This is a genomic window from Saccharothrix sp. 6-C (genome assembly GCF_016695385.1).
GTDB classification, from domain to species: domain Bacteria; phylum Actinomycetota; class Actinomycetes; order Mycobacteriales; family Pseudonocardiaceae; genus Actinosynnema; species Actinosynnema texasense.
The window spans coordinates 5,749,638-5,770,200 of sequence record NZ_CP064192.1 but is presented as its reverse complement, the minus strand read 5'-3'; the positions used below and the strand labels follow the sequence as shown (position 1 = coordinate 5,770,200).

Below are 20,563 nucleotides of genomic sequence, written 5' to 3'. Positions count from 1 at the left end.
TGTCGCGGCGGTGCGGGAGCGTGACGCTCCCGCACCGCCGCGACCTGTGCGGTTCCGGTCGGTGGCGAACCCGAAGGCCGTGGTCGCGCCGAAGGTCAGGTGCGGGTCCACTTCTGGTTGGTGCCGCCGTGGCAGTCCCAGATGATGACCTTCGTGCCGTTGGCGGTGGCGCCGCCGTTGACGTCCAGGCACCTGCCCGACGCCACCGCGGTCACGCTGCCGTCGGAGTTGAGGCGGAACTGCTGGTTGGCCTGGCCGTTGCAGTCCCACAACGTCACGGCGGTGCCGTTGGCCGTGCCCTGGTTGTAGACGTCCAGGCACTTGGCGCCGTCGTAGGCGCGCAGCTCACCGGCCGTGGTCGTGGTGAAGCGCTGGTTGGTCTGGCTGTTGCAGTCCCAGATCTGGGCCAGGGCGCCGTTGGTCGGCGTGCTGCCGGGGATGTCCAGGCAGCGGCCGGAGTTCTGGCTCACCAGGGAGAACGACGTGGGCACGGGGCCCCCGCCGCCGCTGACGACGTACACCGCCGTGCCGTGGGCCGGGACGCTGGCCGAGATGGCGCCGGAGGTGGTGGTGGTGCCGTTGGTCCAGGCGTCGCGCAGCGTGAACGAGCTGCCCGACAGGCCGATGGCGCTCGCGGTGGTGGAGACGGTGGTCGTGCCGCCGCTCTGGTTGAACAGGGCGACCGCGACGTTGCCGTTGGCCAGCCGCTTGGCCAGGACGCGGCGGGTGCCGTCGTTGGAGATCTGCCGGGCCTGCAGGCCGAGGCTGTCCTGGTTGATGGCGATGAGGTTGGCGTTCTTGAGGATCGTGGTCGTGGCGGCGTTCATGTTGCGCAGGTCGTTGCCGGCGATGAGCGGTGAGGCCATGATCGCCCACAGGGCGAAGTGGCTGCGCATCTCGGTGTCGGTCATGCCGCCGCGGCCGACCTCCATCATGTCGGGGTCGTTGAAACCGCCCGGTCCGGCGTAGGAGGCGAGCGGCACGGTGACGTTGACGATGTTCTGGATGCCCATCGGGTAGCCGTTGGTCTGCCCGGTGTCCCACTTGTTGGTGATGTCCTCGGTGGTGCGCCACATGTTGGCCACGTCGCTCCAGTTGCGGCGGGGCCCGGTCTTGTCGTGGATGCTGTTGGAGTTGATGCTGTAGACGATCGGCCGGCCGGCGGCCTTGAGGGCGTCGCGCATCTTCGCGAAGGTGCGCACCTGGTCGTCGATCGTGCCGCTGGGCGAGCACCAGTCGTACTTGAGGAAGTCCACACCCCACGCGGCGAACTGCCGGGCGTCCTGCTCCTCGTGGTTCAGGGCCCCCGTCGAGCCGGGGTAGGAGTCGAAGTACTGCGCGCACGTCTCCGACAGCGGCGCCTGGTAGATGCCGAACTTCAAGCCCTTGGAGTGGATGTAGTCGCCCAGCGCCTTCATGCCGCTGGGAAACCGGCTCGGGTCGCCCTGGAGGTTGCCCGACGAGTCGCGGTTGGGGTTCATCCAGCAGTCGTCCACCACCACGTACTGGTAGCCGAGCTCACGCATCCCGGAACCGGCCATCGTGTCGGTCATCTGCCGGATCAACGTCTCGTTGATGTTGCAGCCGAACGTGTTCCACGAGTTCCACCCCATCGGCGGGGTGCGCGCCACACCGTTCTCCAACGCCTGCGCGGACGGCGTGGGCAGCGCCGCCGTCACCGCGGACAGCAGCAGCATGCCTGCCGCCACCAGCGTTGCCGCCCTGCGGGGGCGGGGAAGTCGTGTTGCTGTCACCTGGTTCACTCCTCGGTGCGTACGACATTCCGGCTGCCACCCGTGCTGCCGCACGGTCGGGCGAAGCGTTGCCCGGTGCGCCGGAATTCCGGGTTGGACAGGTCCGCCGGCGGGCTGTGACGGGGCGGCTCCGTCACCGGCGCCCGGCTTCGACGAAAGACAGTGTCGCACCCGTTGTTCACGCTCACAAGACGCTTCTCGGGAAAAGGAGCGCTCGTTAGTGGCCGTGAGGTATCCATGTGAGACGGCATGTTCGCTTATCGCCGCAGAACTGCTTCTACCTGCGACTATGCGATTTCGGGGCCAGGTGATTCGACGATAATTCGACGACATTAACCGCAGGTGAGCGCTAACAATTGAGCTGAGGTGGTGCGTTGACTCGCCGGCCTCTCCGCGGCTACACCGGATCGCGGGTCACGGCCCCGCGATCCGGTGCGGCACTCGTGGCGACCTCGGTCCACGCGCTCGTCGCGCAGCCGATTCCCGAACCGCGCGCACAACGACACGACCGCCCTTCTCGCACCCACTTCTCGTACCCCGGCCATCCCGCGGTGGCCGGAACGCCGCCGCGCCCGCCGCCTGCCGCCCCGCACCCGCCGACGCGGCGAGCGGCGACGTGCGCTGAGGGGCGCTGGTGTCGGCCGGGCCCGCGGCGGCCGCCACGCTGACCCGCGTCACCGACTTCCGCGCCAACCCCACCACCCTCGGCATGTACGTCTACGTGCCCGACAACGTGGCACCTCGTCCCGCCTCGCCGGTCCTCGTGCAGTACTGCGGCGGATCGGCCGGCGCGGTCTTCGACGGCACCGGGCACTGCTTCGACGTGTCCACCCGCGCCGGGCTGACCCGCAACGGCGGCGGCGACTCCACGGGCATCATGTCCATGGTCGGCTGGACCCGTCAGCGCCACAACGTCGACCCGGCCCGCATCGTGGTCAGCGGGTTCTCGTCCGGGGCGATGATGACGAACGTGCTGGCGGCCCAGTACCCGGACGTCTTCGCCGCGGCCTCCGCCTTCTCCGGCGTGCCCGCCGGGTGCTTCGCGACCACCAACGGCTCGCTGTGGAACAGCCAGTGCTCCGGCGGGAACGTCGTCAAGACCCCGCAGGAGTGGGGCGACCTGGCCCGGTCCATGTACCCCGGCTACACCGGCTCCTACCCGAGGGTGCAGCTGTGGCACGGCGACCAGGACACCACCCTGGCCTACCGCAACTTCGGCGAAGAGATCAAGCAGTGGACCAACCTCCGCGGCTTGAGCCAGACCCCCTCCTCCACCGACCGCCCGCAGTCGAGCTGGACGCGGACCCGCTACGGCGACACCGGCACCAGGGCCACGGTGGAAGGCATCGGCATCACCGGCACCGGCCACACCCTGCCGCAGGCGGGGATGCTCGCCTACGCCATCGCCTTCCTCGGGCTGGACGGCGGCGGTGGCGGCAGCGCCACCGGTCCGCTGCGCTCGGTGGGCGCCGGGAAGTGCCTGGACGTGCCGAACCAGTCCACCACCGCCGGCACCCGGCTCCAGGTGTGGGACTGCTGGAACGGACCCAACCAGCAGTGGACGTCCACCACGACGCAGGAGCTCGCCGCCTACAGCGGCGAGTCCCGGCGCTGCCTCGACGCGGAGAACGCCGGCACGACCGCCGGCACCCTGGTGATCATCTGGACGTGCCACGGGGGCGCCAACCAGAAGTGGCGGCTCAACGCCGACGGCTCGATCACCGGCGTGGCCTCGGGACTGTGCCTGGAAGTCACCGGCGGCTCGACCACCAACGGCACGTCCGCGCGGCTGTGGACCTGCAACGGCCAGAACAACCAGAAGTGGAACCGCGTGTGACCCGCCGGCACCGGCGTCGGCCGCCGCGCCCCTGACCGGCGGCGCGCGGCACTCGCGGTCAGGCGCTGCCGCCGCGCACGAGTTCGGTGGGCAGCAGGAGGCCGGGGTCGTCGTCGTGGCCGCGTTCGACCTGGCGCAGGCAGCGGGTGACCAGCTCGTGCGAGATGCGCTCGACGGGGATGCGGGCGCCGGTCAGGGTGGGGTCGGTCGCCAACGCGACGCCACCGCCGTCGAAGCCGGTGACCGCCACGTCCGTGCCGACCTTGAGGCCGAGGGAGTGCGCGACGCCGATGACGACGGCGGCGACGGCGTCGCTGCCCGTCACGATGGCGCTGGGCGGGTTCTTGCCGGTGAGCAGTTGGCGTGCGCGACGGCGGACGCCCTGGTCGGGGCCGCGGAAGACCGAGGTCTTGGGCAGGCGGACCCGGTGGTGGGCCAGGCGGCGGGTGAAGCCGTCGAGGCGTTCGGTCTTCCAGTACTGGTCGCCGTCGGCGCCGAGGTAGGCGAACCGCCGGTGGCCTTCGACGACGAGCATGTCCACGATCGTGCCCATGCCCGTCACGTTGTCCACGTCGACCCAGTGCTGGGGCAGGTCGGGCGCGAGGCGGCCGAAGCAGGCGAAGGGGATGTGGTTGTCGGCCAGGAAGCGGGCCCGCTCGTCCTCGACGCCGGATTCCGACAGGATGACCGCGTCCACGGCGTGGCGGGCGACGAGGTCTTCGAAGACGCCGAGGGGATCTTCACGGTGGTGGGTGAACACCAGCACCTGGTGGTTCACCTCGGCGCCGGCCTTGATCAAGGACAGCAGGAAGTGCAGGGTGAAGCCCTGCGCCCGGTCCAGCTGCTCGCCGAAGATGTGGTAGCCGATCTGCATCGTGCGCCGCGAGCGCAGCGTCTGGGCGGCGCGGTTGGGCTGGTAGCCCAGCCTTCGCATGGCGTCGGTGACGTTCTCGAAGGTGGCGGCGGAGTAGTACGCCTCGCGACCGTTGAGCACGTTGGACACCGTCTGCCGCGACACACCCGCGGCGGCGGCCACGTCCACGATGCCGATCCGCCGTCTGGTCCGGCCCGCACCGCCTGCGGGCGCTTCTCCACCTCCGCGCACCGACCCCATGATCCACCGCCGGTGACGACCTGGGCACATTGAACGCTCAACGTTGCTAACCCGTTACAGCGTCCGATGTCGGCCGGCCCGGCCGTCCGCCACCGCTCATGGAACGTTCAACGAGACGGCTGCCCCCCAGTTCGTCGGATCAGGCGGCGCCGGTGATCGCGGCCCTGATGGCGAGGGCCGCGGCGGCACGCGCCCATTCGCCGAAGTCGAACGGTCGCACGTCCAGGTCGATCAGGGCGGGGTCGTCTTCGTAGGTGTTCCCGATGCCCGCGCGCACCTGCCCGGAAGCGATCCCGTAGAGGGGCAGGCCGTCGCCCGTGAGCAGGATCTTGGCCGGGTCGATGAAGTTGGCGGCGTGCCCGATGAGGATGCCGAGCGCGTAGCCCGCTTCGGCGAAGACCCGTCCGGCGTCCGGGTCCCCGGCCCGGGCCCGCTCGACCGCTTCGCCGTAGGTCGCGCACCCGTCGAGCCGCCGCAGGATGACGTGGCTCATCAGGTAGCTGGAGGCGCAGCCGCGATGGCCGTAGCCGCACTGCGGCCCTGCGGGGTCGACGAGGAGGTGGGCGAAGCGGGGCGGCAGCCCGTGCGCGCCCTGGACGAGTCTGCCGTCGACGACCAGGCCGACACCGACGCCGGCGCCGATGGTGATCAGCACCATCGAGTCGACACCCGCGCCGGCGCCGAACCAGTGCTCGGCCGAGGTGAGGGCCTGCACGTCGTTGTCGGCGGTCACCGGCAGCCCGGTCGCCCCGGTCACCGCCGACGCGAGCGGCACGTCCCGCCACCCCAGGAACCCGGCGTCGGCCACGACGCCGCCGCGCACGACGCCGCCGAGCGTGATGCCGATGCCGGTCAGCCCCGGCCGGTCGGCCGCGATCGCGGCGATCCGGGCGACCACCTCGTCGGGATCGGTGGAGCGCAACGGCTGCTCGACGGCTTCGGACGGCGTGGCGGTCAGGTCGGTCACGGCGGCGTAGCAGCGGTCGGCGGTGAGCTTCACGCCGAGGAAGCGGTGTGCCTCGCCGCGCACGTGCAGGATCTCCGACGGGCGGCCGGTGGAGGAGCGCCGTTCGGTGCCGCCTTCGACCAGCAGGCCGTGCGCGACGAGCGCCCTGGCCGCGCGGGTGAGCGTCGCCCGGGACAGGCGCAGCCGGAGCGCTATCTCGGCGCGCGGCCCGGGGCCGTGGAGCAGCACGTCCAGCAGCACGTCGCGGGCGGCTTCGGGCAGGTCCGGCCACGTCGACGTGGTGCCGGCACGGGGTGGCGACGTCACGACGCGACGATACCGTCCGTAGTCGTCCTCCCTCGCGGTCGACAGCGCGACGTCCCGGCGAGCGACGGAACGCTACCGGCGTCGTGCGCGCGTCTGAGCCGTCGCCGCTCGTCAACGGGCCGGTCGAGTGCCCACACGACACCGTTGACTTTGTTTCATCTTGAGCTTAACAATGTGCTGCACCGCATCGTCGTCACACCGCGTGGATCAAAGGAGATTGCATGCGCGCCCTACGACGCACGGGCAGAGCCCTGCTCGCCCTCGCGCTGGTCATCCCGGCCCTGACCGTGGTCGGTGTTCCCGCCGACGCCGCCCCCGCCCCGCTCGTGGGAGCGGGGTCGAACAGGTGCCTGGACGTGGTCGGCAACTCCCAGACCGCCGGCACGGCGGTGGACATCTGGGACTGCAACGGCCAGGCCAACCAGGCGTGGGAGTTCTCCGCATCAGGGGAGCTGAGGGTCTTCGGTGGCTCGCGCTGCCTGGACGTGCCCAACCAGTCGACCACCCCCGGCGCCCGCCTGGCGATCCAGACCTGCAACGGCCAGGCCAACCAGCGCTTCCGGGCCAACTCCGACGGCAGCATCACCGCCACCCAGTCCGGCCTGTGCCTGGACGTGGAGAACCAGGGCACCGCCAACGGCGCGGCCGTCCTCACCTGGAACTGCAACGGCCAGGCCAACCAGCAGTGGCGCACCGGCGGGACCACTCCCGGCCCGAACCCGCAGTGCTCGGTGAACCCGGTCAACCCGAACGCCACGGCGCAGGCCCGCAAGCTGCTGTGCTACGTGCACTCGCAGTACGGCAACCACATCCTCTCCGGTCAGCAGGAGTCGACGTGGATCGGCGGCCCGGACTACGAGATCAACTACATCCGGAACAACACGGGCAGGTACCCGGCGATCCGGGCGCTGGACTTCGGTGACTCCAAGGACCTCGCGCCGCGGGCCATCGCGTGGTGGCAGGCGGGCGGCATCCCGATGATCGGCTACCACATGGGCGCGCCGACCAAGCCGGACACCTACGAGGGCACCCAGATGCAGGTGTCGATCAACGCCGTGCTGACGTCGGGCACGGCCGAGTACCGCTCCTTCATCGACCGCCTCGACCAGGCGGCGGCCATGCTCCAGCAGTTGGAGAACGCGGGTGCGGCGGTGATCTGGAGGCCGTTCCACGAGGCCGGCGGCACGTGGTTCTGGTGGAGCAAGGAGGGCGGCGGCCAGTACAACCGGCTGTGGAACTTCATGTACAACTACTTCACCAACACCAAGGGCCTGAACAACCTGGTGTGGCTGCACGGCTACAACGGCCAGCCGCAGGCGTCGTTCTACCCGGGCAAGTCGGTCGTGGACATCGGCGGGGCCGACACCTACGCCGGTGACGGCAACTACGACCCGCAGAACTCCATGTACAACGCCGTGCGCAACATCGTCGGCGGCACGGTCCCGATCGCCCTGCACGAGAACGGGCCGATCCCCGACCCCGACCGGTTGCAGTCCACCAACACCCGCTGGGTGCTGTTCGGCACGTGGCACGGCAACCACCTCACCGTCAGCAACTCCGTCAGCCATCTCCAGAAGGTCTACAACCACAGCTACGTCGTCACCCGCGACGAACTGCCCAACCTCAAGTAGACCTCGTGCACGACCAACGGCGGCCCGTCGTCCCACGGCGGGCCGCCACAGCGACCGCAGGGCCAAGGTTCCTGTTGGCTGCGTTCCCAGGGCGTCGCCCCATAGAGGTGGTTCAAGTCGGCGACGAGTTGCGGCCAGAGCGAGCTCGTACCGATGGTCATGCCGCAATGACCTCCCGCGGTGCCCGTGCCAGCCGATCGTGTGGTGCGGGTGGCGCGGAGGTGGCTGTTGGCCGGTCGTGCGCTCGCGCCGCGGCTGATTCCCGGTGACGATGACTACCTGTCGGTGCCGGAGGTGGTCGGGGTGGGACGTGCGGCCGTTGTGCCCGGTGACCAGCCGATCATCGCGCCGATGCTCGCGACGCCGGGCGATCCGCCGACGGGCCCGGGTTGGGTGGTGGAGTTCAAGTGGGACGGCTACCGCGGGGTGGCGTACTGCCAGGGCGGTGATGTCCGGGTGCTCAGCCGCAACCAGCTGGACCTGACCGACAGGTTCCCGGAGTTGCGGGTGCTGCCGGAGGTGGTGGGAGGACGCACGGTCGTGCTCGACGGTGAGATCGTCGCCCTCGGTCCGGATCAGCGCCCCAGCTTCGAGCTGCTGCAACGACGCACCGGCGACACGGTCGGGGTGCGGGCGCTGAGGGCGGCACCGATTGCCTACTACGTGTTCGACCTGCTGGTGCTGGACGGGCGTTCCGTCTGGAACCTGCCCTACGCGGAGCGGCGGGCGATGCTGACCGGGTTGCGGTTGCCCGGTGAGCACGCGGTCCAGGTGCCGCCGTGCTTCCCCGACACCGAGCCGGCGGCCATCCTGCGGGTGGCGGGGCAGTACGAGCTGGAGGGCATCGTCAGCAAACGCGCCACCTCCCGCTACGAACCGGGGCGACGGTCACCGGCCTGGGTCAAGACACCGCTGCGCCGGACCGCGGAAGTGGTCGTCGGCGGGTGGAAGCCGGGACGAGGACGGCGTTCGGGCACGGTCGGCTCGCTGTTGTTGGGCGCCTACGACGGGGCCGACCTGGTGTTCGTCGGGCACGTCGGCACCGGCTTCACCGACCGGGCCCTGGCCGACCTGCGGCAGCGGCTGGCCGGGCTGCAACGTTCGAGCAACCCGTTCGGCACGTCGGTCCCGCGCGAGTTCGCCCGTGACGCGCGGTGGGTCGAGCCGGTGCTCGTCGGCGACGTCGAGTTCCGGAATTGGACCACCGACCACCGGCTGCGTCACCCGTCCTGGCGCGGCCTGCGCGACGACCGCGCCCCACGGGAAGTCCACCACCCCGGCCACTGACCGTCACCTCGCGGGTGGTGGATGCGGGAGTCACGGCGGGCAGGAAGCGAGCTCTATGGTGGACGGGCACTGGGATTGGCTCTCGATCTGCTCTCACGGTGCTGCTCCCGGCCAGTGGTCAACGCCTCCGGCCGGCAGCACTTCGGCGATGCCATGACCCCCGCATCGGCCGTCGATCGCGGTGAGGAGGTTTCGGTGGCGCTCGCGGTCCCGGTGCCGACCATGGTCATCGCCGTGGCCAGTTACATCACGAGCAGCATCCCGAGCATTTTTCTCAAAATGAACATCTCTTCGTTCCTGTGCGCAGTCGTCACCCCTTGGGCTGCAAAAGGTGAACCGCGCTTCCCTGTCTGGCCGGACAACTGTAGAGGCGGTTCGGCGGCATCGGTACGGCGATCCCTCACCCGTCGGAGATCCTTCCGCATAGCGCGTCCCCCCACCTCCGGCACCGGCATGTGAACGCAGGCATAGCCGACTCCATCGACTTCGATGACCCACTGCAGACGGTGGTGACCGAGGGCGGAGCCTGCGGGTCATCTACGACATCGTGGGACCTCGCCGCCGCGCTGGTCGTCGAGCGGTCGTCAAGAACTGGTTGAAAGATGGTCCCCGATCGACGACCTGCTTTCGGCCTGTCGACTCGAGTCGGTCGAGCAGGAGCGGCTCGCCGTTCCGGGCGCATCACCCACCATCAGCTGATTCCGGCTGGCCAACTGTGTGCTCCATCCAGACATTCGGCTCCACATAGACACCGACATCCAACTCCGTTGATGCCAGCACCGGCGCCAGGGCGCCGTCGACCACGTTCGCCCCTTCAACCAGCGAGCTGCCTGTCCACGACTGCCACTGGGCGAGAGAGCCGACGATGGTCATGGAAAACGGCGCCACCTTGACGAACTGCCCGCCCAGACGTTCATGAGCACGAACCCACGGGTCGGCTGATGACCCGTCCGGGCGTCGCCTGCCAAGAAACTGCTCCATGGACGAAGACGGAAGCCGATCCTTCGTCGTCGGCCGAACCGGAATGACAAGCCGGCTCAGACCGCGCTCGTGAACCGATTGCCGCAAGAACGTCAATGCCTCCGCAGCGATCCCTTCGCCTCGTCGGTCATCGGTGACCTGCACGTCGAGCGCAGCCACGCACGTCGGGGGGCGTTCATCCAGTGCGTCCTCGATGGCCCAGATGATGATCCCGTCCCAACCCTGATCCGGAAGCTCCGCCCGCTCGGTGTCCGGGAAACCAGGGGCACGCTCACCGCCCGGGCGCAGGAACGTCGCCGTCGAGAACGACCAGGAAGTACTCAGGCCAGCGGACGGCGAGACGGCGAGCCCTCATCAGCGCACCGATCTGGTCGTGCTTCATGAACTCGGCACCGATATCGCCCAGAGCAAGCGCCGGCTCCAACAGATCTGGCCGCTCAGCCAAGTTCACGACAAACACGAACTTCCCCATCCTCGACCCGCATCGGAGCACCGACATCATGCCCCCACGGCCGGTCGTCCCGGCAACTCATCTGGTCGAGATCAACACGACCTACGAGAACCCCACCCGACTCCCGCGAGGGCTGCATGAACACCCCACGACATCGATCTGGAACCGCTTGGCCGATCGCCCTGGCCGACCTTCGACCTGCCGGCGCACGGCACCCAGCTCTCATCATCCGATCACATGACGGCCGGCCGAATCCCGGGTTGTCCCAGGGTGTGCGGGGTACCCGCCGGGCCTCGCACCGCGGCCGACGCCCGTCAGGCCGACCGCGCCCGACAACGCCGCACCGCACCTCCGACCCGGTTGGGTGATCGATTCCATGCGAGTTCTGTCCGAGTCACAGCTGGCCGCGGTGCTGCCCGCAGTCGCCACTCGCCCGCGGGTGGTGGTCAGCGGGAACCACGCCACCCCGCACCGCGCCTTGGAGGTGCTGGACAAGGCGGTGGCCGAGTACCGCCTGTTCGCGCTGAACGCCCAATCCGGCATTCCCGACCGCGAGGGCGTGGTGCTGGAGACACCGTTCGTCGGGCCGGGCATGCGCGGCAAGCGGGCGCTGCGCTACTTCCCCTCCCGGTTGTCGCTGGTGCCGCACTTGTTGCTGCACGCGTTGCCGCCCGACATCGTGCTGGTCCACACCTCCACGCCGGTCGACGGCTGCGTGTCGCTGGGCACGGAGGTGAACATCCTGCCCGCGGCGATCGAGGCGGTCCGGTCCCGAGGCGGACTGGTCATCGCCCAGCTGAACCCGCGAATGCCCTACACCCACGGCGACGGGGTGGTGCCCTGCGAGGAGGTGGACTACGCGATCGAGGCCGACGAGCCGCTCACCTCGCCCGCGCCCCGAGTGACCGGCGAGGTGTCCCGGACGATCGCCGAGCGGGTCGCGGCGCTCGTGCCGGAAGGCGCGACCCTGCAGATGGGCATCGGCGCCGTCCCCGACGCGGTGCTCGCCTCGCTGACCGGGCGCAAGGGCCTCGCGGTGTGGTCGGAGATGTTCAGCGACGGTGTGCTCGGCCTGGAACGGGCCGGCGCACTGGACCCGGACACCCCGGTGACCGCGTCGTTCGTGTTCGGCAGCCCGGAGCTGTACCGCTGGGTGGACCGCAACCCGCGGGTCCGGCTGTTGCGCACGGAGAAGACGAACGACCCCGGTCTGATCGCCCGCCGGCCGCGCCTGGTCTCGATCAACAGCGCGTTGCAGGTGGACCTGTACGCCCAGGCCAACGCCAGCCGGGTGCACGGGGTCATCTACTCGGGGTTCGGCGGGCAGACCGACTTCGTCGTCGGCGCCCTGCACTCACCGGGAGGTAGGGCGATCGTCGCCCTGCCCTCCTGGCACCCGAAGGCCGACGTGTCCACCGTGGTGCCTCGCCTGGCCGGCCCGGTCACCTCGTTCCAGCACAGCTACCTCGTCAGCGAACAGGGCGCCGCCACGATCTGGGGCCACGACGCCGGCGAGCAGGCGCAGCAGATCATCGACCACGTCGCCCACCCACGAGCCCGCGACGAACTGACCGAAGCCGGCCGCGATCTGGGGTTCCCGCTGCGGCCACCGGCCTGAAGCCGACACCTGCCTTCGAGCCGTGTCGAACGGAGGCGAGCTCGCACTCGTTCGGTCACCGCGTCGGACAGTGCGTCAGAGGTGGGACCCGCACCGGGTGCAGCCAGGCGGCTGCCAGCCGGGCGGTGCGGCCGGCAGCACGTCCACCGGGACCGCCGCGTGCTCGATCCGGCCGGAGCTTCACCCGGCGTGGCCTGCCTGCGACACCCGTGGGCTGGAGACATGGACCGCAGATCGGCAGACCGGACGCATCGTTGCGGGCTCCTCGTCCACCTACGCGGCGGGGGAGTGCTCGACGTCGATCGACCCGGTCCCGTGCCCTTCGCCCGCACGGCCGCGAGGCAAGTCGAAGCGTGCGGCCAACTCGTCGTAGATCGGGGTCGCGACCACCTCGGCGGTCGGGGCGGTGCTCACCTGGCCGCTGATCACACCGCCGCCACGGCTGCTACCCGGAGTGCTCCCGGTGTGCTCGGTGGAACTCTGGATGGGACGGGCGTCGCTGCTCATGGCTGTGGTCCTTCATGTGCTGAACGGACATCGCTGCCGCACTCCACCTGAGCGCGGATGCGCCTCGGCATCCACTGTTACCCCATTCGAGCGACCCTCAACCTTTCTCCGCTGTGACATCCGGGACCTGATCCGGTGTGGGCGTGCGACCGGCCCTCTGACCCCTGGACACGTCGTGGACCTGGCGGAATCCGCTCGATCGGAACGCATCCGCCGGCCATGACGGCGAAGCCTTCAGGGTCGCGGACCGTCGACCAGCAGCCGACCTGCCGACTCATCGGGGTCGACTTCCAGGACGTAGGTGGCCGCCACTTGCCTCGAACCACGGTCGCAGGCGATCACCTCCACCACGAAGAACATGTCAATGATGTGCAACTCGTTTGATGACGTGTTGGTGGGTCGGGTGTCGGGGTGGCGGTGAGCGCACTTGAGCTTCCGGGGTGGAGGAACGATGGTCTGACATCTGATCCTTTATGGAGCGTCCATACCTGCTGCGTCCGTGGGGGCGCGGTTCCGTCGTGACGAGGGAGTCGTAGGTATGGCACGGGTCGAGCGGCATGGTTCGGAGGCCGGGTTCGCCGATCGTTCGGGCGAGGGACATCGAGTCGGATCAGGTCGACAGAGGGTTGATCGGGGTGAACCCGTGCCGGCGGCTTCGGGTCAACACCGGTGATCAGGACGAGCGGCCTCACGCCGTGGCAGGTGCGGACGATGGCGCAGCGGTGTGTTCACCTGCGGACAGCGCGTTGGCCGACACGGCGGCGTACACCGGACGCAGCGGGGCTCCCGCAGGTCTGACAGGGGTGACCACTTACGGTGTCGACGATCACATCAAGATCGTTTACTCCCGCTGTGCCCTCACACAGCAGAACGGCCCATCGGTGAAGATCACCGATGGGCCGTCTGACCTGCGTTTATAGATGGTGGACGATACTGGGATTGAACCAGTGACCCCTACCGTGTCAAGGTAGTGCTCTCCCGCTGAGCTAATCGTCCGAGGCGGAGACGGGAATCGAACCCGTGTACAGGGCTTTGCAGGCCCTTGCCTAAGCCACTCGGCCACTCCGCCGTGATTCCTGAAGGCTAGCACCCAGGAGTCAGGCCTGAGCCCAAGGGGCCCTCTGCCGAGCGGATGACGAGACTCGAACTCGCGACCCTCACCTTGGCAAGGTGATGCGCTACCAACTGCGCTACATCCGCATGCCCCGTGGATTTCGTGGAACTTTCCCTTTTGGGGCTTGTCGTTCCGGTCTTCCTCGGTGCGAGAGGAACTTTATTACATGCACCGCAGCGGGATCAAATCGGGGGGTCGTTGACCTCCCTGCGGGCCCGCTACCTGCGCTTTTAGGTCAGGTCGTTGGAGATGAGGTGGGTCAGGGCCTCGTCGACGTCGACCCACAGGTGCTCGTTCCCGGGCACCACGACGTCGTACGTCCGGTCGAGGAAGTCGGCCAGTTCCTGGGCCGAGGCCTCGAACATGGCGTGGCCGGACGGCGAGCTCAGTTCGATCACCACGACTTCGGGGTCGTCTGCGGCCGGGCGGATCCGGACGTCGCCGTCCCCCGCGTCGGCGATCAGGCCGTCGGCGAGCAGATCGCGGGCGAAGACCCACTCCACCCATCCGGCACGGCCGGTTCGGAACGCGGCGACTACCGCGTACGGGTCTTTCGTGTCATAGCGAAGCTCCACCTGCACCGGGACGGCCGGGGTCCTCGGCGCCAGCAGGTCGAAGACCGCTGTTGAGCGGAGTGTCACGTGGTCGTTGCGCATCGTCGTTACCCTCTTCTCCCTTCCCGGCCAATGGAACGACCGAGTTCTCTACTTGTGACGTATATGTGGCGAGGAACGCTCGACTCCCGATGGTTTATCACCCGATTGGGGTCATCCAACTCCACTGGGCGACCACCTCGATGCGTTCCGTGTCCACTGGGTCAGGCTGCTCCCATCTTGCTGGGTTTGACCTGAACCCGGTACCGGCTGTTGCGCGAATGTTGGACGTGAGGACCTCTCTGGTGGCTGGCTCACCTCCACCGCGTCACGGCCCGGGATCGCGTCCCACCGACGTGGACCTCGCCGCACGGGTGGCGGTCGCGACCGCACGACGTTCGGCGAACTCTACGACCGATACGCGAAACCGGCGTACTCACTGGCCCGGCGGATCCGTGTCGACCCCGACCTGGCCGAGGACGTCGTCCATGAGCCGTTCCCGGCCCTCTGGCGCAACCCCGCGGCCTACGACCACTCACGCGGCGGATTCGTACCTGCCTGATGACCGTGGTGCACCACCGCGCGGTCGACGCGGTCCGTCGCGAGAACTGTCAGCGTAGACGACGCCTCCCCTTGACCGACGAGGCCTCTGAGCGCAACGTCACACCGACGGAAGGCGCGGACCGCGCCACGCTGAGCGCTGCGCGGACACCGAAGTGCGCAAGGCGGTGCAACGGCTTCCCGAACGTCAGGGCCAGGTGCGCACACCTCGACTCCAGCGGAGGCAGTTCCGCCGCCGGCACGACGTCGCGTCCCTGCCGGTCAGTGGGGGCACAAGTTGCTCTCAGCCGCAGCGGCGCTCGTCTTCGTGTCGGGTTCGATGTCTGCGAATCGCCGCGAACTCTGGTGATGTGTGGGCAGCACCCCGGAGCCTGTGGCTTTGACCACATTCGACGTCGCCGGAGGTAAGTCGGACGTCCGATTGTCGACTTGGTCGCCCGCCGCGCACCGGCACGACGGCTTCGGTATCTCGCTGGAGAGGGCCGCACCATGCCCGCGCGCCATCAGCGGTGGTGGCATCCGGCCAGGCGGGTCCTGCGTGAACGACGAATGGGCGATGATGTGGGTATGAGCACAGAACAGCGCGAAGACACCGGCAAGGGCGCGGAACACCGTCCCTGGTTTCGTCGCAACCCCGCGCTGAACCTGGCCTACCGCATCGGTGTCGGCGTGGTCGGTGGCTTGGTGCTGGTCGCGGGCGTCCTGATGATCCCGTACCCCGGACCGGGCTGGCTGGTCGTCTTCGCCGGGCTGGCGATCCTGGCCACCGAGTTCGAGTGGGCAGGCCGGGTGCTGCGGTTCGCCAAGCGCTACTACGACGCGTGGGTCGCGTGGTTGCGGCGGCAGAACCTCTTGGTGAAGGCACTGGTCCTGGCCGCCACCGGCCTCGTGGTGATCGCAACGTGCTGGCTGCTCGGCGCGTTCTCGCTGGTAGGCGGCTGGTTCGGCCTCGACTGGGCCTGGCTGCAGAGCCCGATTTTTGGTTCGCGGGGATGATGTTGTAAGCTATGACCACACCGCGAGAGCGGATGTGAGAACTGAATACGGGCGTTTAGCTCAGCGGGAGAGCGCTTCGTTCACACCGAAGAGGTCACTGGTTCGATCCCAGTATCGCCCACAGCTTGTTTATGCAGGTCACCGGCCCGCAGACGGATCATCGTCTGCGGGCCGGTGATCGTTCCGGGGAGCAGTTTGGGAGCAGACCTCCTTTGGGTGCCATCGCATTTGTGGTCGGATTTTTCTGTCTCCGATGACAAAACTGCTGGTCGCGCGTCCACGGCCTTGACCGACACCCTAAGTTTCGTGGTGAACACTTCGTACGCACCGAAGAGATCGCGGGGTGCGGTTGGTTGCCGTTCGGGTCGGTTGGGGCGACTTGTGCGACGTCTTGCCGGGGTCGGATCGGCTGTCACCGTGTGCCGGTCCGCTTCCTTGTGACCTGGCTGGTGCCGTCGCGGGAGGGTGCCCGAGGGCCGAACACCTGTGGGGTGCCAATAGTCGGTCACGCGGTTTGACCTGCGGTTAGGCGGCTGTGTGCTCGTATTCGTTGATCAGGCCGCCGAGGACTGGTCGGCGGCGTATCGACGTGCGGCTCGGCTCTGCTGGCTTGTGGGGTCGTGGTGGTGCGAGCTGGAGTGCTCGGTGTGGTCTGCGGTGGTTGTAGTGGGTCGCGTAGTGGTCCAGCACCGTGCGCAGGTGGCGTTCGTTGATGATGAGCAGGCGGTCGGTGACTTCTCGCCTGACGGTGCCGACGAACCGCTCGGCGTTGGCGTTGGCTCGTGGACACCGTGGCGGGGATCTTCACGGCCTGGATGCCCGCGCCGGAGAAGACCGCGTCGAACGAGGCGGTGAACTGGCCGGCCTGGTCGCGGATGAGGAACCGGAAGTCGTCTGCCCGGTTGTCGAGGTCCATGAGCAGGTTGCGGGCTTGTTGGGTGTCCATGCCCTGTCGGGGTTGGTGGTGGTGCCGAGGATGTGGACGTAGCGGGTGGCTACTTCCATCACGAAGAAGACGTAGACGCGTTTGAGGGTGAGTGCGCAGTCGACGTGGAAGAAGTCGCAGGCCGGCATGCTCGTGGCCTGGGCGCGGAGGAACCGTCGCCATGACAGGTCGGTGTCACGCCGGGGTGTGGGCGGTAGTCGCAGGCGCTGGAGCACGCGGCGAACCGTTGAGGCGGCTACCTGGTGGCCGAGCTTGAGCAGCTCGCCCTGGATCCTGCGGTAGCCCCAGCCGGTGTTCTCCCGCGCCATTCGTTCGATCAACGCCACGACGGTGTCGTCGACCGGCGGTCCGCCGGTGCGGTGCGGGTGGGTCCACTTCCTCGCGACCAGGCGTCGATGCCAGCGCAGGATGGTTCCCGGTGTCACCAACCGGTGCTCCCACAGCCGTCGGGGGAGTCGGCGAACCAGCGCGGCGAGCACAGCACGATCGGTCCAGTCCAACCTCGGGCGGGGTTGGTCCGGCGCAGAACGGCGACCTCGTGCCGCAGCACCAGTAACTCCACGTCCTTGGCCGTGGAGGACCGGCCGAGCGGAATCAGCCAGCCGACGAGCCGGACGAAGATCAGGTACAGCAGTCGTAACGTCACACCCCTGTGCTTGCCGAAAATGTCGTCCGTGCTGGTCAGGCGGCGTGGTGGTACTCATTGAGGATGCCGCCCAGTCGTTGCCGTTGGCGGATGTCGAGTCGGGTGAGGGCTGCTTGGTCGGTGACGGTTGGTGGCAGTGTGCGCAGTGGTCGGGCGTTGGCGATGCCTTGGTGGGGTCGGTGGGTGTTGTAGTACTTCTCGTACTCGCGCAGGGCGTGGAGTAGGTGCTGCTGGTTCCAGATGAGGGTGCGGTCGAGGAGTTCGCGGCGGCAGCTGCGGATCCAGCGTTCCATGATCGCGTTCATGCGCGGTATCCGGACGCCGCTGAGAACGACCTCGATGCCTGAATCGGCGAGTACGGCGTCGAACAGGGCGGGAAACTTCCCGTCACGGTCTCGGATCAGGAATCGTGCGGTGTTGCCTGTGTCTTCGAGGTCCATGACGAGGTTTCTGGCGGTTTGAGTGACCCAGGACGCGGTCGGGTGCGCGGTGGCGCCCAGGACTCTGATTCGGCGGCTGGTGTGCTCGATGACCGCGAGTATGTACAGGTGGGTGCCGCTCAACGTGGAGGTCTCGAAGAAGTCGCATGCCAGTAGCGCGTCGGCCTGTGAGCGGAGGAAGGCTGACCAGGTCGTCGTGGTGCGCTGGGGCACCGGGTCGATTCCGGCGTCCTTGAGGATTTGCCAGACGGTGGAGGCTGCGACCTTGATGCCGAGGACGAGCAGTTCGCCGTGGATGCGGCGGTAGCCCCAAGCAGGATTCTCCTGGGCCAGGCGCAGCACCAGGAGTCGGATGGAGCGGATGGTCCGTGGTCGGCCGGGCCGCTTGGGGCGGGAGCTGGCTGCGTGGCGGTGGGCGAGAAGGTCGCGGTGCCACCGCCAGCACCGTCTCCGGGCGCACCAGCAGCCGGAGTCGACGAAGTGCTTGCGTCGGGAGTCGGTGCAGCAGTGCCGCGAGGAAGGCCCGGTCGGCGGTGGAGAACCGTGGGCGGGCGTCTCCGAGTTGGCGTTGCAGGACCGTGATCTGGTGGCGCAGCGCCAGGATCTCCGTGTCCTTGTCCCCGTCGCTCAGGGGCAGCAGACGCAGCAACGCGAACGCGTTGGTCACACCGAGGTAGGCCAGTCGGAGCAGCACAATCGGTCATCATGCCGCGTCAGCCGAGGACGCTGCGGGCTTGCAGTCGTACTCACGAGCACCTCGGCCTCTCACGCTATGTACGGCTTCAACCTGCATGGATGGAGTTATCGGCAGGCACAGGGCTGAGGCGGCCGGGCTCGGCCGGTCCCGGGGCGGGCTGAGCAGCAAGATCCACGCCGCGGTCGACGCCGCCGGGCTGCCGCTGGCATTCGTGCTCACCCCCGGCCAGGCAGCCGACAGCCCACGGTTCCGGACGGTGCTGGACCGGATCCGGGTTCCCGGCCGGGTCGGGCGGCCCCGCACCCGTCCGGGCGCGGTGGCCGCGGACAAGGCGTACTCCTCCAAGGCCAACCGGGCCTACCTGCGCCGCCGCCGGATCACGGCGGTGATCCCGGAGAAGACCGACCAGCAGGCCAACCGGAGGAAGAAGGGCTCCGCCGGAGGGCGGCCGGTCTCGTTCGATCCCGTGCGCTACAGACGGCGCAACACCGTCGAACGGTGCTTCCAGAAGATCAAGACATGGCGTGGCCTGGCCACCCGCTACGACAAGACACCACAAAGCTACGAGGCCGGACTGCACTTACGAGGAGCGATCATGTGGCTGAAGACCCTGACCCCAACCACATGATCCGAACCCCAAACAGCTCCTAGGACGTCGCTCCATCGGGCGCCGGCGTCGACGACGACCTCGCGGCCGGTCACGTGGTGAACCGTGTTGAGCCCGCGCATGTCGAGCACCAGGCCTGCGGGTGCTTGGGCCTGTCCGTTGGTGGAGTGCCCTTCGGCGCGCGGGACGACCGGGACGCCGTGCTGCCTTCGCCACCACTGTCGTCACCGGACAAGGCGTTCGACGTCCGCGACGGTCTCGATCAAGCCTTGGCCGCCGTGCGGCGCTGAACGTGGATCGGGCCCGCCGGCTGTGTGCCGGCGGGCCCGTGCGCTGTGGTGGTGTCGGGTCAGCTGTGGGCGCGGTGGCCTCGGCTGGTGACGACGTGGTAGATGCCGAGCACGACCAGCGAGCCGAGGATGGCGAGCAACCAGGTGCTCAGGTCGAAGAAGCTGCCGATGTCGGAGCCGAAGATCGCGCGGCCGATGAAGCCGCCGAGGATGGCGCCGACGATGCCGAGCAGCATGGTGATGACGATGCCGCCGGGGTCCTTGCCGGGCATGATTGCCTTGGCGATGGCGCCGGCGATGAGACCCAGAACGATCCAACCCAGGATGCCCACAGTGCTTCCTTGTCCTCGTGCCACGCCGACTCTGCGTCGCGGCGTGATCGTTACAGGGGTCGGGGTGCCCACATCGCACGGATTTCACACCTGGGATGTGTTCGTCGTGGTGGGGACGATGCCGGGCCCTGGTCGGCCAGACGGGTCGGAACGTGCAGGTCGTGGCTGGAACGTGACACCCGAGGTGGGCAGGTGCCGGCGTGTTGAGGAAGGATCACGTCGTGCAGAACGCTGACCGCGCCGCCTCGGCCCTCCCGAGGAGGGGCGAACCATGACCTACCCGGCCCACGCGGCGGCAGCGATGTCAGGTGCCGCGTCTGCAATGGTCGACAAGGAAACGAGTGAGACGAAGGCGCGGCTCTTCGGCATCTCGGCGACGATCGTCCACCGCACTGATCACGCCGAACACGGTCGTCGACGTGGTGAGGGCCTCGGCCACCTCGACTCGATGGAACTGCTCGACGTTCTCATGGAACTGCCTCTCCGGGAGGCGCTGCCCCTTTCCTCGATCGATCCGTCGAGTCTTCGCGTTCTCCGGCGGGCACCCGCTGGGGTGGTGGAGTTCACGGGCCGCTCGGTGACGCGGCTCGTCGTTCCCGCGGTGACCCCGCTGCTCGCCGTTGTGCATGCCGTGCACTGGCGGGATGGTCTTGAGCGGGCGTCCGCGTTCGCGGCTCACTGCCCGCGGATGTTCGTCACGCGGGAGCTTCCCGAGAACGCTGACGAGGTCCTTGCCGAGGCGTCGTGGTACGGCGTCGGTGTCGCGGTGGGTCCGCGTGCCGCGCCGACCGTGGTGCTGGAGCCGGAACCTCTGTCGGAGTGGCGACCGTCCGTCGCGTGGTGGCGTTTCTGCGAGCGCGTCTACCGCCACGCGCTGGACCGCTGACG

At 68.6% G+C, this 20,563-nt stretch carries 20 protein-coding genes, 4 tRNA genes and 2 pseudogenes; 10 read left to right on the top strand and 16 right to left on the bottom strand.

Annotated features, from left to right (window positions below):
* Positions 1-95: 95 nt before the first annotated feature.
* The gene (locus IOD16_RS23980) at positions 96-1,697 is read right to left on the bottom strand and encodes a glycoside hydrolase family 27 protein (protein ID WP_201436243.1); all 1,602 of its coding nucleotides are present in this window, start codon (positions 1,695-1,697) and stop codon (positions 96-98) included.
* Positions 1,698-2,388: 691 nt separating this feature from the next.
* Between IOD16_RS23980 and IOD16_RS23975 the strand changes: the two genes are divergently transcribed.
* Entirely contained in the window at positions 2,389-3,591 is a 1,203-nt protein-coding gene (locus tag IOD16_RS23975; RefSeq protein ID WP_236594323.1) for an extracellular catalytic domain type 1 short-chain-length polyhydroxyalkanoate depolymerase, read from the top strand.
* Positions 3,592-3,649: 58 nt separating this feature from the next.
* Here the strand turns inward: IOD16_RS23975 and IOD16_RS23970 are convergent, their stop codons facing one another.
* Together IOD16_RS23970 and IOD16_RS23965 are read right to left on the bottom strand one after the other, a co-directional pair.
* A complete protein-coding gene (locus IOD16_RS23970; protein WP_201436242.1) occupies positions 3,650-4,696 on the bottom strand; it encodes a LacI family DNA-binding transcriptional regulator in 1,047 nt (348 codons plus the stop codon).
* Between the two features lie 148 nt (positions 4,697-4,844).
* Entirely contained in the window at positions 4,845-5,978 is a 1,134-nt protein-coding gene (locus tag IOD16_RS23965) for an ROK family transcriptional regulator (protein WP_236594322.1), read from the bottom strand.
* A gap of 221 nt (positions 5,979-6,199) precedes the next feature.
* On the opposite strand from IOD16_RS23965, the gene IOD16_RS23960 reads away from it, so the two are divergent.
* The 3 genes from IOD16_RS23960 to IOD16_RS23950 all read left to right on the top strand — a co-directional run bounded on the left by IOD16_RS23960 (position 6,200) and on the right by IOD16_RS23950 (position 9,355).
* Entirely contained in the window at positions 6,200-7,609 is a 1,410-nt protein-coding gene (locus tag IOD16_RS23960) for a glycosyl hydrolase (RefSeq protein ID WP_201436241.1), read from the top strand.
* A 186-nt stretch (positions 7,610-7,795) separates the two neighbouring features.
* Complete coding sequence (ligD, locus tag IOD16_RS23955; RefSeq protein WP_328809358.1) at positions 7,796-8,896, top strand: non-homologous end-joining DNA ligase; 1,101 nt, start codon at positions 7,796-7,798, stop codon at positions 8,894-8,896.
* A gap of 114 nt (positions 8,897-9,010) precedes the next feature.
* Positions 9,011-9,355, top strand: a complete 345-nt coding sequence (locus tag IOD16_RS23950) for a hypothetical protein (RefSeq protein ID WP_201436240.1) — start codon at positions 9,011-9,013, stop codon at positions 9,353-9,355.
* A 222-nt stretch (positions 9,356-9,577) separates the two neighbouring features.
* Here the strand turns inward: IOD16_RS23950 and IOD16_RS41325 are convergent, their stop codons facing one another.
* Both IOD16_RS41325 and IOD16_RS41320 read right to left on the bottom strand, forming a co-directional pair.
* Positions 9,578-10,036: a hypothetical protein gene (locus IOD16_RS41325; protein WP_328809357.1), complete on the bottom strand. Its 459-nt coding sequence runs from the start codon at positions 10,034-10,036 to the stop codon at positions 9,578-9,580.
* A 112-nt stretch (positions 10,037-10,148) separates the two neighbouring features.
* Positions 10,149-10,349 carry a hypothetical protein gene (locus IOD16_RS41320; protein WP_328809356.1) on the bottom strand — a complete coding sequence of 67 codons (201 nt, stop codon included), beginning with the start codon at positions 10,347-10,349 and terminating at the stop codon, positions 10,149-10,151.
* 355 nt (positions 10,350-10,704) lie between these two features.
* On the opposite strand from IOD16_RS41320, the gene IOD16_RS23940 reads away from it, so the two are divergent.
* The gene (locus tag IOD16_RS23940; protein WP_201436239.1) at positions 10,705-11,946 is read left to right on the top strand and encodes an acetyl-CoA hydrolase/transferase family protein; all 1,242 of its coding nucleotides are present in this window, start codon (positions 10,705-10,707) and stop codon (positions 11,944-11,946) included.
* 273 nt (positions 11,947-12,219) lie between these two features.
* Here the strand turns inward: IOD16_RS23940 and IOD16_RS23935 are convergent, their stop codons facing one another.
* The 5 genes from IOD16_RS23935 to IOD16_RS23915 form a co-directional block, all read right to left on the bottom strand.
* Positions 12,220-12,453, bottom strand: coding sequence for a hypothetical protein (locus IOD16_RS23935; protein WP_201436238.1), 234 nt, complete (start codon positions 12,451-12,453; stop codon positions 12,220-12,222).
* Between the two features lie 921 nt (positions 12,454-13,374).
* A tRNA-Val gene (locus tag IOD16_RS23930) sits at positions 13,375-13,449 on the bottom strand.
* A gap of 1 nt (position 13,450) precedes the next feature.
* Positions 13,451-13,522: transfer RNA gene (locus IOD16_RS23925), tRNA-Cys, on the bottom strand.
* 58 nt (positions 13,523-13,580) lie between these two features.
* Positions 13,581-13,653: transfer RNA gene (locus tag IOD16_RS23920), tRNA-Gly, on the bottom strand.
* Positions 13,654-13,797: 144 nt separating this feature from the next.
* The gene (locus tag IOD16_RS23915; protein ID WP_073893954.1) at positions 13,798-14,223 is read right to left on the bottom strand and encodes an SsgA family sporulation/cell division regulator; all 426 of its coding nucleotides are present in this window, start codon (positions 14,221-14,223) and stop codon (positions 13,798-13,800) included.
* A gap of 277 nt (positions 14,224-14,500) precedes the next feature.
* Here IOD16_RS23915 and IOD16_RS41315 point away from each other — a divergent pair, with 277 nt between their 5' ends.
* The 3 genes from IOD16_RS41315 (at position 14,501) to IOD16_RS23900 (ending at position 15,838) form a co-directional block, all read left to right on the top strand.
* Complete coding sequence (locus tag IOD16_RS41315; RefSeq protein WP_328809497.1) at positions 14,501-14,722, top strand: sigma factor; 222 nt, start codon at positions 14,501-14,503, stop codon at positions 14,720-14,722.
* A 566-nt stretch (positions 14,723-15,288) separates the two neighbouring features.
* The gene (locus IOD16_RS23905) at positions 15,289-15,717 is read left to right on the top strand and encodes a TIGR02611 family protein (protein ID WP_236594321.1); all 429 of its coding nucleotides are present in this window, start codon (positions 15,289-15,291) and stop codon (positions 15,715-15,717) included.
* Positions 15,718-15,766: 49 nt separating this feature from the next.
* Positions 15,767-15,838: transfer RNA gene (locus IOD16_RS23900), tRNA-Val, on the top strand.
* A gap of 404 nt (positions 15,839-16,242) precedes the next feature.
* Here the strand turns inward: IOD16_RS23900 and IOD16_RS40610 are convergent.
* The 4 genes and pseudogenes from IOD16_RS40610 to IOD16_RS23885 form a co-directional block, all read right to left on the bottom strand.
* Positions 16,243-16,455, bottom strand: a pseudogene (locus IOD16_RS40610) (integrase core domain-containing protein); the annotation flags it as partial.
* A 66-nt stretch (positions 16,456-16,521) separates the two neighbouring features.
* Positions 16,522-17,088, bottom strand: coding sequence for a helix-turn-helix domain-containing protein (locus IOD16_RS40605; RefSeq protein WP_236594320.1), 567 nt, complete (start codon positions 17,086-17,088; stop codon positions 16,522-16,524).
* The gene (locus tag IOD16_RS40600) at positions 17,085-17,309 is read right to left on the bottom strand and encodes a hypothetical protein (protein ID WP_236594319.1); all 225 of its coding nucleotides are present in this window, start codon (positions 17,307-17,309) and stop codon (positions 17,085-17,087) included. Before IOD16_RS40600 ends, IOD16_RS40605 begins: the two co-directional genes overlap by 4 nt.
* A 35-nt stretch (positions 17,310-17,344) precedes the next feature.
* Positions 17,345-18,091 (bottom strand): integrase core domain-containing protein, encoded by a 747-nt coding sequence (locus IOD16_RS23885; protein ID WP_236594318.1) that lies wholly within the window; start codon positions 18,089-18,091, stop codon positions 17,345-17,347.
* 392 nt (positions 18,092-18,483) lie between these two features.
* On the opposite strand from IOD16_RS23885, the gene IOD16_RS23880 reads away from it, so the two are divergent.
* Complete coding sequence (locus tag IOD16_RS23880) at positions 18,484-19,074, top strand: IS5 family transposase (RefSeq protein WP_201436236.1); 591 nt, start codon at positions 18,484-18,486, stop codon at positions 19,072-19,074.
* Here the strand turns inward: IOD16_RS23880 and IOD16_RS23875 are convergent.
* Positions 19,008-19,250 (bottom strand): annotated as a pseudogene (locus IOD16_RS23875) (FAD-binding protein); the annotation flags it as partial. The gene IOD16_RS23880 and the pseudogene IOD16_RS23875 overlap by 67 nt on opposite strands.
* Positions 19,251-19,402: 152 nt before the next feature.
* Positions 19,403-19,675, bottom strand: coding sequence for a GlsB/YeaQ/YmgE family stress response membrane protein (locus IOD16_RS23870; protein ID WP_123746795.1), 273 nt, complete (start codon positions 19,673-19,675; stop codon positions 19,403-19,405).
* 271 nt (positions 19,676-19,946) lie between these two features.
* Between IOD16_RS23870 and IOD16_RS23865 the strand changes: the two genes are divergently transcribed.
* A complete protein-coding gene (locus tag IOD16_RS23865) occupies positions 19,947-20,561 on the top strand; it encodes a hypothetical protein (RefSeq protein ID WP_201436235.1) in 615 nt (204 codons plus the stop codon).
* Positions 20,562-20,563 lie beyond the last annotated feature (2 nt).